The 14471-nt window shown below is 32.2% G+C and carries 15 protein-coding genes; 5 read left to right on the forward strand and 10 right to left on the reverse strand.

From position 1 onward, the window contains the following. The 4 genes from ACK5ON_RS01060 to ACK5ON_RS01075 form a co-directional block, all read right to left on the reverse strand. Window positions 1-1777: hypothetical protein (locus ACK5ON_RS01060; RefSeq protein WP_409819078.1), on the reverse strand; the 1777-nt coding region annotated here is incomplete at its 3' end. Window positions 1778-1782: 5 nt separating this feature from the next. Continuing rightward, complete coding sequence (locus tag ACK5ON_RS01065) at window positions 1783-2049, reverse strand: helix-turn-helix domain-containing protein (RefSeq protein WP_409819080.1); 267 nt, start codon at window positions 2047-2049, stop codon at window positions 1783-1785. Window positions 2050-2108: 59 nt separating this feature from the next. Then, window positions 2109-3059: a hypothetical protein gene (locus ACK5ON_RS01070; protein ID WP_409819082.1), complete on the reverse strand. Its 951-nt coding sequence runs from the start codon at window positions 3057-3059 to the stop codon at window positions 2109-2111. A 30-nt stretch (window positions 3060-3089) separates the two neighbouring features. Next, window positions 3090-4358 (reverse strand): phage integrase SAM-like domain-containing protein, encoded by a 1269-nt coding sequence (locus ACK5ON_RS01075; RefSeq protein WP_409819084.1) that lies wholly within the window; start codon window positions 4356-4358, stop codon window positions 3090-3092. A 211-nt stretch (window positions 4359-4569) separates the two neighbouring features. On the opposite strand from ACK5ON_RS01075, the gene ACK5ON_RS01080 reads away from it, so the two are divergent. Then, window positions 4570-4875, forward strand: coding sequence for a hypothetical protein (locus ACK5ON_RS01080; RefSeq protein ID WP_409819087.1), 306 nt, complete (start codon window positions 4570-4572; stop codon window positions 4873-4875). Here ACK5ON_RS01080 and ACK5ON_RS01085 read toward each other — a convergent pair. The 4 genes from ACK5ON_RS01085 to ACK5ON_RS01100 all read right to left on the reverse strand — a co-directional run bounded on the left by ACK5ON_RS01085 (window position 4872) and on the right by ACK5ON_RS01100 (window position 8743). Then, window positions 4872-5921, reverse strand: a complete 1050-nt coding sequence (locus ACK5ON_RS01085; RefSeq protein WP_409819089.1) for an arabinogalactan endo-beta-1,4-galactanase — start codon at window positions 5919-5921, stop codon at window positions 4872-4874. The genes ACK5ON_RS01080 and ACK5ON_RS01085 overlap by 4 nt on opposite strands. 10 nt (window positions 5922-5931) lie before the next feature. Continuing rightward, a complete protein-coding gene (gene rpe, locus ACK5ON_RS01090) occupies window positions 5932-6591 on the reverse strand; it encodes a ribulose-phosphate 3-epimerase (RefSeq protein ID WP_409819091.1) in 660 nt (219 codons plus the stop codon). Window positions 6592-7133: 542 nt separating this feature from the next. Beyond that, on the reverse strand, window positions 7134-7997 hold the full coding sequence (locus tag ACK5ON_RS01095; protein WP_026707723.1) for an RNA polymerase sigma factor RpoD/SigA: 864 nt from the start codon (window positions 7995-7997) through the stop codon (window positions 7134-7136). A 161-nt stretch (window positions 7998-8158) separates the two neighbouring features. Then, complete coding sequence (locus tag ACK5ON_RS01100) at window positions 8159-8743, reverse strand: hypothetical protein (protein ID WP_409819094.1); 585 nt, start codon at window positions 8741-8743, stop codon at window positions 8159-8161. Window positions 8744-8930: 187 nt separating this feature from the next. On the opposite strand from ACK5ON_RS01100, the gene ACK5ON_RS01105 reads away from it, so the two are divergent. Both ACK5ON_RS01105 and ACK5ON_RS01110 read left to right on the forward strand, forming a co-directional pair. Further along, window positions 8931-9563 (forward strand): 7-carboxy-7-deazaguanine synthase QueE, encoded by a 633-nt coding sequence (locus tag ACK5ON_RS01105; RefSeq protein WP_409819096.1) that lies wholly within the window; start codon window positions 8931-8933, stop codon window positions 9561-9563. Between the two features lie 82 nt (window positions 9564-9645). Continuing rightward, complete coding sequence (locus ACK5ON_RS01110) at window positions 9646-10050, forward strand: DUF2059 domain-containing protein (RefSeq protein WP_409819099.1); 405 nt, start codon at window positions 9646-9648, stop codon at window positions 10048-10050. Window positions 10051-10086: 36 nt separating this feature from the next. Here the strand turns inward: ACK5ON_RS01110 and ACK5ON_RS01115 are convergent, their stop codons facing one another. After that, window positions 10087-10791 (reverse strand): class I SAM-dependent methyltransferase, encoded by a 705-nt coding sequence (locus ACK5ON_RS01115; protein WP_409819101.1) that lies wholly within the window; start codon window positions 10789-10791, stop codon window positions 10087-10089. 119 nt (window positions 10792-10910) lie between these two features. Here ACK5ON_RS01115 and ACK5ON_RS01120 point away from each other — a divergent pair, with 119 nt between their 5' ends. Further along, on the forward strand, window positions 10911-11405 hold the full coding sequence (locus ACK5ON_RS01120; RefSeq protein ID WP_409819103.1) for a YkgJ family cysteine cluster protein: 495 nt from the start codon (window positions 10911-10913) through the stop codon (window positions 11403-11405). A gap of 42 nt (window positions 11406-11447) precedes the next feature. On the opposite strand, the gene ACK5ON_RS01125 is transcribed toward ACK5ON_RS01120, so the two are convergent. Continuing rightward, a complete protein-coding gene (locus ACK5ON_RS01125) occupies window positions 11448-12734 on the reverse strand; it encodes an exo-beta-N-acetylmuramidase NamZ domain-containing protein (RefSeq protein WP_409819105.1) in 1287 nt (428 codons plus the stop codon). A 4-nt stretch (window positions 12735-12738) separates the two neighbouring features. Between ACK5ON_RS01125 and ACK5ON_RS01130 the strand changes: the two genes are divergently transcribed. Beyond that, window positions 12739-13971, forward strand: coding sequence for an ABC transporter permease (locus ACK5ON_RS01130; protein WP_409819107.1), 1233 nt, complete (start codon window positions 12739-12741; stop codon window positions 13969-13971). Window positions 13972-14471 lie beyond the last annotated feature (500 nt).

Genomic DNA, 14471 nt, shown 5'->3' on the forward strand with positions numbered 1-14471 from the left:
ATGACAAAATATTTTTATTTTTACGCCCTTTAACAATAACTTCCTCTAAAAATTCATAATCGTTATTATGAATTCTTTCCTCCAATAAACAAAATAAATCATAAATGTTTTCATTAAAAGTTACCTGTCCTCTAGCTTTATTTAGTGCATTTAAAAAATCAATTTTTTTTCTAAAATCTTGACTTTCTATTAAATCAAAATCACGTTGTTTTAATATTAGTAACGTCAGGTTGCATTGATATTTTATAAATTTTGAATACATGGCACGAAAATTAAAAACAAAATTGCTGTTTTCTCTCATGTGTTTTAATATTGTTAGTAATTGAAAATGACTTATTTGCTTTCTGTTTAAATAAATTAAAGTAGAAAACATTCTTTCACAGTTTTCAAAAAAAGTATTGAAATCAGCTTTATAATCATTCATATTAAAACCAGCCGTTAAGTATTTATACTTTGAATTATAAAATCTGAAACCAAATGCTTCTCCCTTAATCTCTCCCTTTTTATTTTCATATTTTGAAATCAAATTTAATCCCTTAGGATGACTATTAATATGAGCATAAGGCAAACGATTATTTGACAAACTAAAACTATGTTTAATAACTGGTTTATTTAGCTCTTTATAACCAAATTCACAATTTGGCTCAACTTCAAAAATAGATGGTTTAACTTTATTATCTATAAACAATAATGCATCATGCAATCTAGCTCCCCTTTGCAAGTTGTTTTTTTCGACAAAAACTCTAATAGCAAGTTCTTCATATTCGGTCATAGATGAAATAAACTTAATTTTGGGATTATGTGTTAGTGATATTAAATGTTCACATTGTTTTTGAGAGTAACCGCAGTCCAAAAAAAACTTTATTGTTTCTTGTTGCGATTTATACTTTCCACTATTACAAACCTTATTGAATAATATTTTTGCTTCAGTTCGCGAAATAGTGTATGATTTCATCAAATTATTATAAATATTATCTTTTAAGTCAGAACCAGCTTCTACATCTAAAAAAGTAGGAAATGCACTTTTTATATCACATTCTATTATTTTAAATGGCATTAATAGTCTTAATTGTCTTGAAGTTTTCGTCAAGGGATTATATTCTCTATTGTCTTTAGTTGTAACAATAAAATGTTTAGTGGATAAACCTAATTCCTTACATATTAGAAACAAAATATTGTGATACCAATGATTAACCAAAGTAAAACCATTAATTTGAATGTTTTTTTCTTTGATATTATCTATGTCAGCATATTTTTTTTCTAAATATTGAATGTCAAATTTATATTTTTCAATTGGTAGTTTATTACCTGTTTTTATGTAATGATTTACATAATCAATATGCTGATGATTACCAAAATATTCAGAATTAAAAAACCAAGCACTTTGAATTATCAACCAACAATGATTATAATATTTTACTTTTTTTAATTTACGAAACTCAACATCAAATTCATGAATTGCTGTGTATGGTGTCAAATTATCACCATCAAGAAATCCTTTTGCCATTTCAACAGTATAAAAATGATTTTTTACTTTATCTGTCAAAATTTCACCATAAAAATATGCCAATGCCAAAAGAGTAATCTCTGAAAACGAAATACCATAATTGTTTTTATTATCGCCTCTAATCTCATTTAAAGCATTAATAAAATCACGATCAATATTAGCCGAAATACGATTTTGTATATCCGTTTTTAAATTAGAAGTATTTGAAAAATCTAGTTTAATCCAATCAGAAATATAATTTTTTGGAACGGCTTCTTTACCCGCTTCCAAAACAATTAATGATTAAGTGGAGTTAGCGATTCTAAAACCTGACTACGCTTATAATACACCCTATTCCCAATTCCAAAGCTTTTTAATCTCCCAGACTTGGTATATTTCCAAAGTGAAGTCTTATTTATGGATAATAGTTTACAGGTTTCTTCCCTTGTTAAAATTTCATTATCCTGTTGAATGGTTTCATTTGTTGCTTTTGCATTTAGCAACGGAATAAGTGCTTCGGCTAACTGTTCAAGTGTTATGCCATTTAAGAAAATTTTGTTCATTTTGTACCTTTTTAAAAGTTAAGGCACAAACAAAGATTAGGGTTTGCTTAGGGTATTCCCTAAATCGTTTTATCTAGGTTAAATCCGATTTGAATAAGTTGATTTGTTACTTTATTTACTGCCCTTTGTGAATTCTCTGGGTGGTTTTTATCATCAACATTTTTACTGAAAATTGGGTTTAACATAGGTTGTATTGTTCCAGCTTTTTCTCCTGTAATTGCACTTAAAATAGTGGCTAAACTATTTGTCGAGGAACAAAATGGTTGTTTTGTTTTTAGAAACTCTAAAACGCCTAATTTTTTTAGGTATAGAATTTTTTCAATGGCAGATGTTTCGCTTAAATCATCTGAATCATTCTCATAATTTTTACTCTCATTAAATGAAAGATGAAATAATTCAAAAGTTTCATTTTCACCACCTAGCACTGTTACGTCAAAATTATTTTCCTTGAAAAAATTATCTAAAAAGGTTAGTTTTTGTTCTTTAGATTTTTTTAATATTATTTTATTTTTTTCGTCTAGAAAAGTTGCTTTATCTATGAAACTGTATGAATGTAGGATAGTTTTATATTCCTTTTTCATGAAATCAAATTTGCTTTCTACTATCATCTCGTTTTCATAATCCCGAAATCGTTCTTCTATAGTTTGTTGATATACATTTATACTGCACCAATGGTAAAACAAATTATTATTATGACTAAAATTAAATAACTTATAGAACCTTTTGTTAAATTCTACAACAACATCTTTTTCAAATTTATACTGTCCATTTTCAAGATTTTCTTTTGAATGCAATAAAGCTATTAATGGCTCTGGGTGAGTATATTCTCCGAATATATCAAGGAAACCGTCAACTTTACAGTAAAAGTAATTACAAAGAGGTCGATGTAGGTCAAATAGATTATTTGCAAACAAATCAAAATTGTTTTTTGAAATGAAATCGTAATTAAAATAATTTTTTATATTGAAAGAAAAATCTATTGGTTCTTTTTCCGAGTTTTTATCATCCATGATTAATACAAAATTTTAAAAAAGTTATTATTATATAATCTTAACTGGAGCTAACTTACTAAAATATTCGAGCATTTGATATGCGTTGTCGTAAGTGGTTTTGCCAATATAATTTAAAAACATTCTTTCTGTACCGTGAGCTGTTATATTCATTAATATAGGCGTTGGAATACGCCCATAAAAATTAGTTGCAAACGAACGTCTGCAAATATGACTGGTAATAACTTCATGCTTTGGGTATATGTCTTTAACAGTAGGACTTTTGGCTTTCGGTTTTTTTCTGCCCATAATTCTCTCGTTAAGTCCAGCTTCTTTACAAACATCCTTAATATACTCATTAAAACGAGGTAACGATATTTTATAGGGCATTCCACTTTCTATAATTTCCAGTGCTTCGGGAAGTAAAGGTATTGCTACGAGTTTACCTGTTTTTTGTTGCTTGAGTTCGATAATTTTCATACCGTTTAACTCTTTTATGTTTTTCTCGTTAATACTCAATAAGTCACCACCTCGTTGCCCAATCTGACAACCCAATAAAAGCCATTTACGTGCATTTATGAGTGCCTCTCTTATTAACGTTGCTTTTTTTATTTGCCCCTGCTCTTCTTCGGATAAATAAATAATATTTTCGGGAGCACTGCTCTCTGAAATACTTTTTATGTTTTTTAATTGTCTAGAGGTTTCAACATCATTTTTAAAAGCATCATTGCAAATCATTTTTATATTATCAATATTTTTGCCTACGTAGTTAACGGCATAACCTTTTTCAAATAGCCAAGTTTTAAATTTCTCTACAAATTGGAGGTTTATATTTTTGATTAAGATACTTTTCCCGTTTAGTACTTCCGTTTCATAACGCATAATAGTATTTTTAAATAGCTTTAAATTCCCAATTCGCCCTGTACTTAGTCCAATTTCCTTTTTTTGATTTGTTTTATAGGGTGCTTCTGCAATGTATTTATCTATGTAGTTGGTCAATACATCGAGTTCAACAATAGCAATTTTATTGTTAAAAATATCAATTTGAAACTGCAACCAATCACCAGTAAATTCAACTCCTTTACTTACTCCCTCATTATGGGCATCATTTATGAATATTGCTAATTTATCGAGCTTTAATTTTATTATGTGCAAATCCTCTCTTCCCATCTTAGGTTGCGCTTTATCCACGCTCCAATCTTTGGCATTAATAATAAAACCAGTTTTACGTTTTAGTACTGTTGTTCTGTTAATCGAGTAACGAACATAAATATTTGAAGTTTCACTTTTGCTTTGAAGTAAAAATTTTATCTTAGCCATAATATTTTGATGGTTTAATCAAAAACAAATATAATAAGATTAGTCAACATTTAGTCAACGAAACGCGAATTTAACCGAATTTTAATAAATCTAAGTGAACCAAAAAAATAGTAAAGTACAATAAATAAAGTGATTAAGTATTTTTAAAATTTATATAAATACATGGGTTCTGTCCCCTTCGCGGTCACGAATAAATAGTGAAGCAGAAATAATGTCTGAGTTTACTCAAGCATTATTTCTGCTTCACTATTTTCAAAGCGGAGCTTTGAGGGAAGTTGCGCAGCAAAATCCCTTATATTTTCAAAGCGGAGCTTTGAGGGAAGTTGCGCAGCAAAATCCCTTATATTTTCAAAGCGGAGCTTTGAGGGAAGTTGCGCAGCAAAATCCCTTATATTTTCAAAGCGGAGCTTTGTCTAGCAAGACGGAGTCACCCCTGCAGGAGTCGCAAAAAAAGCTCAATTTTTTTGAGCTTTTTTTATTTTTAAACGTTAGCTTAATGCTAAATCAAAAGCTTTAATATTTTTTAAAAAAATCTAACGCAGGTAAAGCATTATTGTTAAAATCCCAAAGGGCTTGGTTTTCCCATGGTGAACCATTGGTTGCTGTTGGTCCACGAAAAGCAATCCATTCTGTGCCCCAATAACAAAAACCTATACCGTGATCGCTAAGTTTTACTGTATTTTTTAGGTCATTTAAAAAGTTTTTTTGGCCTATTGGTGTTGGAGGATAATCCGTAATTATTTGATCAATTTGTCCTAAAATATTATTGGTAAAGTCATTATATCCTAAAGAAAAAGGATAAGCTGTTTCCGCAATTATTACTTTCTTGCCATGAGTTGTTCCAAGTTGGTTTATAGTATTTTTTAAATCATTCAGGTTTTTCCCATGCCAAATAGGATAGTAGGATAGCCCTATATAATCATAATCAACACTACTCATTTTGGTAAAATACCATAACGAATTTTCAAGTCCAGCATAATGAATCATTATTTTGGTTGAATTTGAATTTGCTCTAACGGCAATAGTTGCAGCATTTGTTAATTGAATATATTGGTTTTCATTAATTGATAATTTCCCTGTTGGCCACAAAAAGCCATCATTTGTTTCATTGCCAATTTGAATAATATCTGGATTAATTTCTGTAATTACATTTGCTGTATAATTTGAAACGGCATTTTTTAAATCGTTGAAGGTTAAATTTTGCCAAGCTATGGGTTTTGTTTGACTTCCGGGATCGGCCCAAGTATCAGAATAGTGAACAGTTATCCAAACTTTCATTCCTGCTACACGAACTCTTTCTGTTAATATTTTCACTTCTGCTAAATTCGAATGAACGTCTGATGGTGTATGCCAAAGCCGAATTCTAACGTAATTACATCCAGATTTTTTTAAAGTAGTAATTAAGTTTTCGGGCTGATTATTGTTTTTATAAATAGTTCCTTCACTTTCAATTAAAGGCAAATAGGAAATATCAGCACCCCGAATTGTTTCATCAACTTGAGTTTCGTCTTCGGAATTACAAGAAATAATTAAAACGATTAAGACAAAAAATAGTTTTTTCACATGAATTTGACTATGAAGTTAATTTCTTTAAATCGGCAATCGTTTCTGTTGGATTTTCGGTTCTAAAAACAAAATTCCCAGCTACTAAAACATCGGCACCTGATTGAACTAATTGTTTGGCGTTTTTATCGGTAACCCCACCATCAACTTCAATTAGAGTGGTTGTATTTTTTTTAATAATTAAATCTTTTAACTTTTCAACTTTGGCATACGTATTTTCAATAAATGACTGACCACCAAAACCAGGATTTACACTCATCAAACATACCAAATCAATATCTTTAATTACATCTTCTAGTAAACTTACATTAGTATGCGGATTCAAAGCTACACCTGCCTTCATTCCTTCCGCTTTTATGGCTTGAAGCGTTCGGTGTAAATGAGTGCTAGCTTCGTAATGAACGGTTAATATATTGGAACCTAATGCTGCAAATGTCTTAATATATCTATCTGGATCAACAATCATTAAATGAACATCGATGGTTTTTTTAGCATGTTTTGTAATCGCTTCTAAAACGGGCATACCGAAGGAAATATTTGGAACAAAGACACCATCCATAATATCAATATGAAACCAATCGGCGTTAGAGTTATTAATCATTTCAATGTCGCGTTGCAGGTTGGCAAAATCGGCTGCAAGAACAGATGGTGCAATAAGTGTATTTTTCATTGTTAGTGTTGTTTACTTCGACAGTTCGGTCAAAATGACCACGTGTGTACAAAATTAGTTTTTTAACCGCAAAGTTCGCAAGGTTTTTAAGCGAAGTTCGCAAAGAAATATAGCGTTGAATATTATTATGCTATTGCGTGAAGGATTGAGCCTTTGTTTGAGCTCTTTTTAGTTGTGTAATAACTAAAAAAGCGAGTAGCGAAAGCCTGACCCGACTCGGCGGGGCACGCCCTAATTTAAATTGATTGGAGAATCTGAAACAAGTTCCATGAGAATCTGAAACAAGTTCAGATTAAAAAAATAAAACTCCGGAAACTCGATCCGCCATGGCGGAGAACAGACTGGAGTTTTATTTGCCGTGCAAAAAATAAAACTCCGGTAATCAGCCGGAGTTTCAACCTGTCTGCCGTCAGGCAGGTCATCAATCAAAAAACGAACAGTTAATCAGACTGTTGTTATTGTGAAATCCCAATTTTTATCCTGAAACATCAGGACCAAATTCCAAAGTTGGAATTTGTTATTTTTCTATTGGAATTTTAAACTTACCCAAGGTAAGTTTTTAATATTTTACTTCTAGAAGTATGTTTTAATCTGCGGATTGCTTTTTCTTTAATTTGACGCACACGTTCACGAGTTAAATCGAAAGTCTCTCCAATTTCTTCTAATGTCATTGGGTGTTGATCGCCTAAACCAAAATACAAACGAACTACGTCGGCTTCTCGTGGTGTTAAGGTTTCTAAAGAACGTTCAATTTCTGTACGCAATGATTCGTGAATCAATTCTCTGTCCGGATTTGGAGATTCACCAGAACGTAAAACGTCATAAAGGTTTGAATCTTCTCCTTCCACAAGTGGCGCATCCATTGACAAGTGACGACCAGAGTTTTTCATACTCTCTTTTACGTCATTTACAGTCATGTCCAATTCTTTTGCAATTTCTTCAGCAGATGGCGGTCTTTCATTAGATTGCTCTAACAAAGCGTACATTTTGTTGATTTTATTGATTGAACCAATTTTGTTCAACGGCAAACGAACAATTCTTGATTGCTCAGCAAGTGCCTGAAGAATAGATTGACGTATCCACCAAACGGCATACGATATAAATTTGAAACCACGCGTTTCATCAAAACGTTGAGCGGCTTTAATCAGACCTAAATTTCCTTCGTTAATCAAATCGGGTAATGTTAACCCTTGATTTTGGTATTGTTTTGCTACAGAAACTACAAATCGTAAATTGGCTTTTGTCAATTTTTCTAACGCTCTTTGGTCTCCGGCCTTAATTTTCTGAGCTAATTCTACTTCTTCATCTGCAGTAATTAAGTCAACTTTTCCAATTTCTTGTAGGTACTTGTCTAGGGATGCAGTTTCACGGTTGGTTACCTGCTTGGTGATTTTGAGCTGTCTCATGTATTTTATCTCCTTTACTTTAAAGTGTTCAGTTGATTATACGTTGCATGTTAAGTAAAAGTTACAAAAGGATAAAAAAAATTAAACATTTAGATAAACTAAACGAATTGAACTTTCAAAAATGAAAAGAAACATTACAATAGTGTTAAGAATTTTAATCACTAAAAATAATGTATTGGTCTTGTTCTCACTCCAGCTAAATTCTTTTCCAGCATTGTGATTTCTCTATTAATAAAGTTGATACATTTAACTGAAGAAATAGTAGTTTCGGAAGAACTCCAATAAAATGAGTCATTAAAGTTTCCAATATTTTCGGAATGAAGATTGGTATATAAGAGCATTAATTCATCAATTGATGGGATAGACCACATTAAAAAGGGATTGTTTGATAAATTTAGTACACTTTTTGCACTTAAGGTTCCATTATTTAGATTACTACAGATTAATGGATTTGTATAATAGTTTGTTAAACCATTATGATGATTAACTATTGCTACAGTATTTTGAAATCCTGAACCTACTCCGTCAAAAAGAGCATTAGTTACAGAAGAACTTATACAACCCCATTCTTCAATTACCAAATCATTTTGTGCAACTTCTATATATTGCCAACCATTAGAATAAATGCCTTTGTCATATGCAATTATACCACCGTTTGGTCCAAGTTCACCAACAATATATTCATTTTCATTATCACAAGTTTTGATTAGTTTTCTTGAAAATAAAGGTGTTCCGAGTTCAATCATATTTAATGAAAAAGAGTTGATTTTAAAATTAAAGTTCCATTTTAATCTAATAGATTGAATTGCTTCGAGATAGATATTTAAATGTAACTCATTATATTATATTTTAAAACCGTTCTGATTTTTCAGGACGGTTTTTTTATTACGGCAAATTGCAAATTAAGTATCTTTGCCCACTAGAGTTTAAAAAATGTTATCAAAAGAAACACAATTAGCAGTCGATAAAGGAGAAATGCTTCCTTTGATGGAAGAGTTTTACACCATTCAAGGCGAGGGATATCATACCGGAACTGCGGCTTATTTTATTAGAATTGGTGGTTGCGATGTAGGTTGTCATTGGTGTGATGTGAAAGAAAGCTGGAATGCAGCGTTGCATCCGCCAACAAACACAGATAACATTGTTGAAAATGCTAAAAAATATGCAGACACAGTAGTGGTTACTGGAGGTGAACCTTTAACTTGGGATATGACATTGCTTACTCAAAAACTAAAAGAAAACAACTTAAAAGTTCACATCGAAACTTCGGGTGCTTATCCAGTAACTGGTAGTTGGGATTGGTTTTGTCTTTCACCAAAGAAAAATAAATTACCAGTCGAAGATGCGTATGCGATTGCCAATGAACTAAAAGTGATTGTGTATAACAAACACGATTTCATTTTTGCCGAAGAACAAGCAGTGAAAGTTAACAATAACGCCATTCTTTTCTTGCAACCCGAGTGGAGCAAAAAAGAAGACATGACTCCATTGATTGTTGACTATGTGATGAATAACCCAAAATGGCGCGTGTCATTGCAAACCCATAAATATTTGAATATTCCTTAATTTTTTTTTAAGTATTATTGATAAATTCTTTTTTTGAATCAAAATAAATACTATTTTTAAAAAAATTTTAAATATAACAAAAATGAAAAAATTACTAGTGGCAGTTGCCTTTGCGTTTGTAACTCACGTAGGTTTTGCACAAGATGAAGCATTCAAAAAGGATGTATTAAGAGTTATTGAAATGAGTGGGGCAACCAATCAAATGAAATCAGCAAAAAACCAAATTTTGCAAATGGTTCCTAAAGAAAAGCAAGCTGCTTTTATTATTGAATTTGACTCAACTTTGCCAAGTTTATACGATAAAATGGCAACAATTTATATGGAAGAATACTCTAAAGAGGATATCAAAGCCATGATTGCGTTTTATGAAAGCCCTGTTGGGAAAAAAATCAATGAAAAATCAGGTGTTATTTTAGAAAAATCACAAGCTGCAGGTCAAGAATGGGGACAAGGTCTTCAAACCATGATGATGAAATATGCTCAGTAATAAAGTTCAAAATAAATCCCAAACCTAGTTTGGGATTTATTTTTTGAATAACTTTGCTAAATAATCAAAGTGTTCTCCTTCCAAAATTAATTCGCATTGCAAACCGTTTTCATGTGCTGCATTTTGCAACGTATTATAATCAAGATACAACCAAGGGAAAGCAACATCGGTTTCTCCTTTATAAGAAACAGTAAATATCAATTCGCCATAATAACCATCAGTTGGAACTATAAAACCGCCATCTTCTTTTTGGTCAAACATATAAATGATATTGGAACTGTCTATCAATATTTGACCATTTGAATTTAAAAGTGATTTTAGTTTTTGCAGGTATCTTGATGTTTCTGCTAATGTTCCAAAAATCCCTGTGCCATTCATCAGTAAAATGATGGTGTCGAATTTTTCGTTTTCAACTTCTAATACATTTTGAACACGTGCATTTTGCAACCCACGAAGTTGACAAGCTTTAATAGCGTTTTCAGAGATGTCAATTGAAGTGACATCAAAACCTTTTTTCTGAAGATACAAGGAATGGCTTCCTGCACCACAACCAACGTCTAGAACTTTTCCTTTGGCAAGTTGCATTGCTTTTTTTTCCAGCTTAGGCATTTCCTTGTAATTTCTGAAAAGATAAGCAACATTCATTTCATCAGCTTCCGAAATATTGGTTTCGGTAACCAAGTCCTCAGGAGCATTTTTAGTTTGAAAATCGAGAATGGCTTTGCCGAATAAATCTTTCATTTATTCTGAATTTATTTCAGAATCTTTTTTAAAGATTCTATTTTTAAGTTATTTGGTTATTCGTTTTGTGTAATTTTGTTTACAAATAAGGTTTTAACAACCTTAAACAATTTATAACAATGTTAAACCAACTTGAACAATTACAAAAGCTTGCCAAAGATAAGCATATCGAAAACAAAAAGTATTTTGATAAGCTCAAAAAGAAAACACCCAAAAATTTGGATTATGTAATGCAAGATTTGCACGATACCGAGTTCAAACGAACCAATTGTTTGAATTGTGCTAATTGTTGTAAAACGACAGGACCTTTATTTACTTCGGCTGATATCGAAAGAATTTCAAAGCATTTAAAACAAAAACCACAACAATTTATCGACCAATATCTTCGTATTGATGAAGACAAGGATTATGTGTTGCAAAGTGTTCCGTGTGTATTTTTAGATAATCAAAATTACTGCATGATATATGATGTGCGGCCAAAAGCATGTCGCGAATTTCCGCATACCGATAGAAAGAAGTTCCAGCAAATTTCAGATTTGACTTTAAAGAATGTGGCTATTTGCCCAGCGGCTTATAACATTGTGGAAGAAATGAAGAAAAAATTGCCTTTGTAATCTTAGCTCCCCTCTCCTTTGGAGAGGGGTTGGGGGTGAGGTTTAATAAATCAAATACTTTTTTCTCATCACTTTAAATTCATTTAATCCCTTTTCCCAAGATTTTCGAATTTCATTTTCCGAAGTTCCAGCTTCAATTTGCTGTTGTAGTTTTTTGGTTCCAGAAAGTTTAGTAAAAAATGAATTGAAAAATTTGTTTTTATCCGTAGTGGTATTGTACGCTTTTATTAACCATTTCAATTCTAATTGTTTTACTTTTTCTATTTTGGATAAATCTTCTCCATAACATAATTCTCCTTTGTGCATCGGTTCTTTGGCACCAAAATTTGGAACTGGTGTAAAACTGAATTCACTTTTTGGAAGAAATGGTGAACCATAAATCTGGAATTGCTTTTCGGTACCTCGACCCACACTCACATTCGTTCCTTCAAACAAACACAAACTCGCATATAAATTTATGGCTTGGTCATTAGGTAAATTTGGAGAAGGTTTTACGGGTAAACTATAGTTCATTTCTCGTTTGTAATTGAGACAAGGAATTACAGTTAAATTACATTGAATTCCTTGACCTGAGCTTGTCGAAGTATTCAGCCATTTTTCTCCATTGATCATTTTGGCATATTCACCAATCGTCATTCCATGTAACAACGGTATGGGATGCATCCCAACAAAACTGGTAAATTCTTTTTCTAAAATTGGCCCATCTACAATTCCGCCATTCGGATTGGGTCTGTCCAAAACAATAAGTTGAATATTATTCTCTGCACAAGCTTCCATCACATAATGCAACGAGGAGATATACGTGTAAAAACGAGCACCAACATCCTGCAAATCAAAAACCAAAATATCAAGACCAGCTAATTGTTCTGGTTTTGGTTTTTTATTATCGCCATAAAGCGAAATAATTGGCAAACCTGTTTTAGTGTCTTTACCATCTACTACGTGTTCGCCTGCATCTGCCGTGCCACGAAATCCGTGCTCTGGAGCGAAGATTTTTTGGAGTTTTATTTTTTCAGAAAGTAAATAGTCGACAATAGAAGTTTTAACAAACTTAACAGCTTCATCACTTCCTGCATTAGTATTATTTTTCACTTCTGTAAATTCTTTTATTGTAATAATCCCCGTCTGATTAGTCACAATCCCAATTTTCTTATCTTTTAAATAAGGTAAATAAGCAATATAATTGTCAGCGCCAGTTATAATGTCTTTATTATATGCGGTTTCAGCTCCCCTCTCCTTTGGAGAGGGGTTGGGGGTGAGGCTTCTACAAGAAACCATTAGTAAAACCAAGAATAAAACTGTATTTTTGAAGACTGAATTTGAAATCATACCATTGAAATTAGAATATTTTATAGCAAAACGACTCATTACTGCAAAAGACCATAAAAGTAGTATATCCGCGCCAATAATAAAAATTGCCATTATCGCCATCGCCCTTGGAATGATTATGATGATTGTTTCCATTGCTACGGGTATAGGTTTGCAACAAAAAATACGACAAAAAGTATCGGCTTTTAACGGACATATAATAATCTCTGGATATAACGATAACAATTCGGATGTTAGTACAAAGCCAATTTCCATTCAACAAAGTTTTTATCCAAATTTTAAAAACGTTGACGGTATTCAACACGTTCAAGCTGTTGCAAGTAAAGCTGGATTCATCAGAACGGAATCGGCTTTCGAAGGAATTATTTTCAAAGGTGTTGGCAAAGATTACCAAACCAATAATCTAAAAGAATATTTAACCCAAGGCAGATTGCCCAATTTTAAAGCAACGCTCAACGAAGAAGTGCTTATTTCTCAATATTTATGTAACAGGTTGGGGTTAAAACTCGGAGACAAGTTTGTAACCTACTTCATGAAAGAGAATAACGAAGGTTTTAACCTGCGCAATTTCAAAATAGTTGGAATATACAATTCCGGCTTTCAAGAATTTGACGCTAGTTTTGTCATTGGCGATATTCGCCATGTGCAACGGATCAATAAATGGAAACCCGACCAAATTGGTTCTTTCGAAGTTTTTGTTAACGATTTTACCCAAATTGAACCAATAGGGCAGCAGGTGTATCAAGAAACCTCCTCCATTTTAGATTCCCAAACCATTGTCGAAAAATACTATTATATTTTCGAATGGCTTAAACTTTTCGATTTCAATATTATTATTATTTTAATAGTGATGATAGCAGTATCTACTATTAATATGGTAGTGGCGCTTTTGGTTTTAATTCTAGAAAGAACCCAGATGATCGGAATCCTAAAATCACTCGGTGCTAACAATTGGTCCATACGAAAAGTGTTTCTCTATAATGCCGCCTACTTAATCGGTCGCGGATTGCTATGGGGAAATATCATCGGAATCGGACTGTTGCTACTTCAAAAATATTTTGGCATCATCAAACTCAACCCCGAAAGTTATTATGTCAACGTAGCTCCAGTCGACATCAACCTGTTCTATATTTTGTTACTCAACATCGGAACTGTTGTAATCTGTCTGTTGGTACTGCTTATTCCTTCTTTCATCATTACTAAAATTACTCCGTCAAAATCCATTCGTTTTGAATAGCTAGGAGCACAGCACATTTCCTTTTTTAGAACGTTTGGTCCCGCTGTCCGCGCTACGGGGTAGCTTGCTACCATCGGGGCTAAGGAGTTCGTTTTGTTGTGTTCAAGATTTTTTTTCAAAAGGTAGTAAAAAGTAGTTGTAACTTACGAGTTATCAACATCTTAAAAAAAACCAAAAAAACCTCAAAAACATTTGGAATGATTCCGATTTAGTACTTATATTTGCCCCCCGCCAAGGGACAAAAGTTCTTATAAAAACCGGAAAAACGAGGATTTAGAATAAATTCAAAAATAATTTTAAAATTCCTTGTTGTTTAAAAAAGAATAATTACTTTTGCACCCGCTTTGAGAATGTAAGCGAAGAACCTGAAACAAGTTCAGGTTAAATACAAAGAAGAAACGTTCATAGACATATTGAATTGACAGCCGTCTCGTTTATAAGACGAGACAAAAAAGAGAGTAATATAATCGAGTCCCGATTATTCGGGATGAATAAAAGAC

The organism is Flavobacterium sp. (genome assembly GCF_046317795.1).
In the GTDB taxonomy this organism is placed as follows: Bacteria; Bacteroidota; Bacteroidia; order Flavobacteriales; family Flavobacteriaceae; genus Flavobacterium.

What these genes read in the sequence shown, in the direction of transcription:
- ACK5ON_RS01125 (WP_409819105.1), bottom strand. Translation starts at nt 12,734, where the DNA reads ATGATTTCAAATTCAGTCTTCAAAAATACAGTTTTATTCTTGGTTTTA.
- ACK5ON_RS01070 (WP_409819082.1), bottom strand. Translation starts at nt 3,059, where the DNA reads ATGGATGATAAAAACTCGGAAAAAGAACCAATAGATTTTTCTTTCAAT.
- ACK5ON_RS01115 (WP_409819101.1), bottom strand. Translation starts at nt 10,791, where the DNA reads ATGAAAGATTTATTCGGCAAAGCCATTCTCGATTTTCAAACTAAAAAT.
- ACK5ON_RS01100 (WP_409819094.1), bottom strand. Translation starts at nt 8,743, where the DNA reads ATGATTGAACTCGGAACACCTTTATTTTCAAGAAAACTAATCAAAACT.
- ACK5ON_RS01110 (WP_409819099.1), top strand. Translation starts at nt 9,646, where the DNA reads ATGAAAAAATTACTAGTGGCAGTTGCCTTTGCGTTTGTAACTCACGTA.
- rpe (WP_409819091.1), bottom strand. Translation starts at nt 6,591, where the DNA reads ATGAAAAATACACTTATTGCACCATCTGTTCTTGCAGCCGATTTTGCC.
- ACK5ON_RS01105 (WP_409819096.1), top strand. Translation starts at nt 8,931, where the DNA reads ATGTTATCAAAAGAAACACAATTAGCAGTCGATAAAGGAGAAATGCTT.
- ACK5ON_RS01095 (WP_026707723.1), bottom strand. Translation starts at nt 7,997, where the DNA reads ATGAGACAGCTCAAAATCACCAAGCAGGTAACCAACCGTGAAACTGCA.
- ACK5ON_RS01065 (WP_409819080.1), bottom strand. Translation starts at nt 2,049, where the DNA reads ATGAACAAAATTTTCTTAAATGGCATAACACTTGAACAGTTAGCCGAA.
- ACK5ON_RS01120 (WP_409819103.1), top strand. Translation starts at nt 10,911, where the DNA reads ATGTTAAACCAACTTGAACAATTACAAAAGCTTGCCAAAGATAAGCAT.
- ACK5ON_RS01080 (WP_409819087.1), top strand. Translation starts at nt 4,570, where the DNA reads ATGTCTGAGTTTACTCAAGCATTATTTCTGCTTCACTATTTTCAAAGC.
- ACK5ON_RS01075 (WP_409819084.1), bottom strand. Translation starts at nt 4,358, where the DNA reads ATGGCTAAGATAAAATTTTTACTTCAAAGCAAAAGTGAAACTTCAAAT.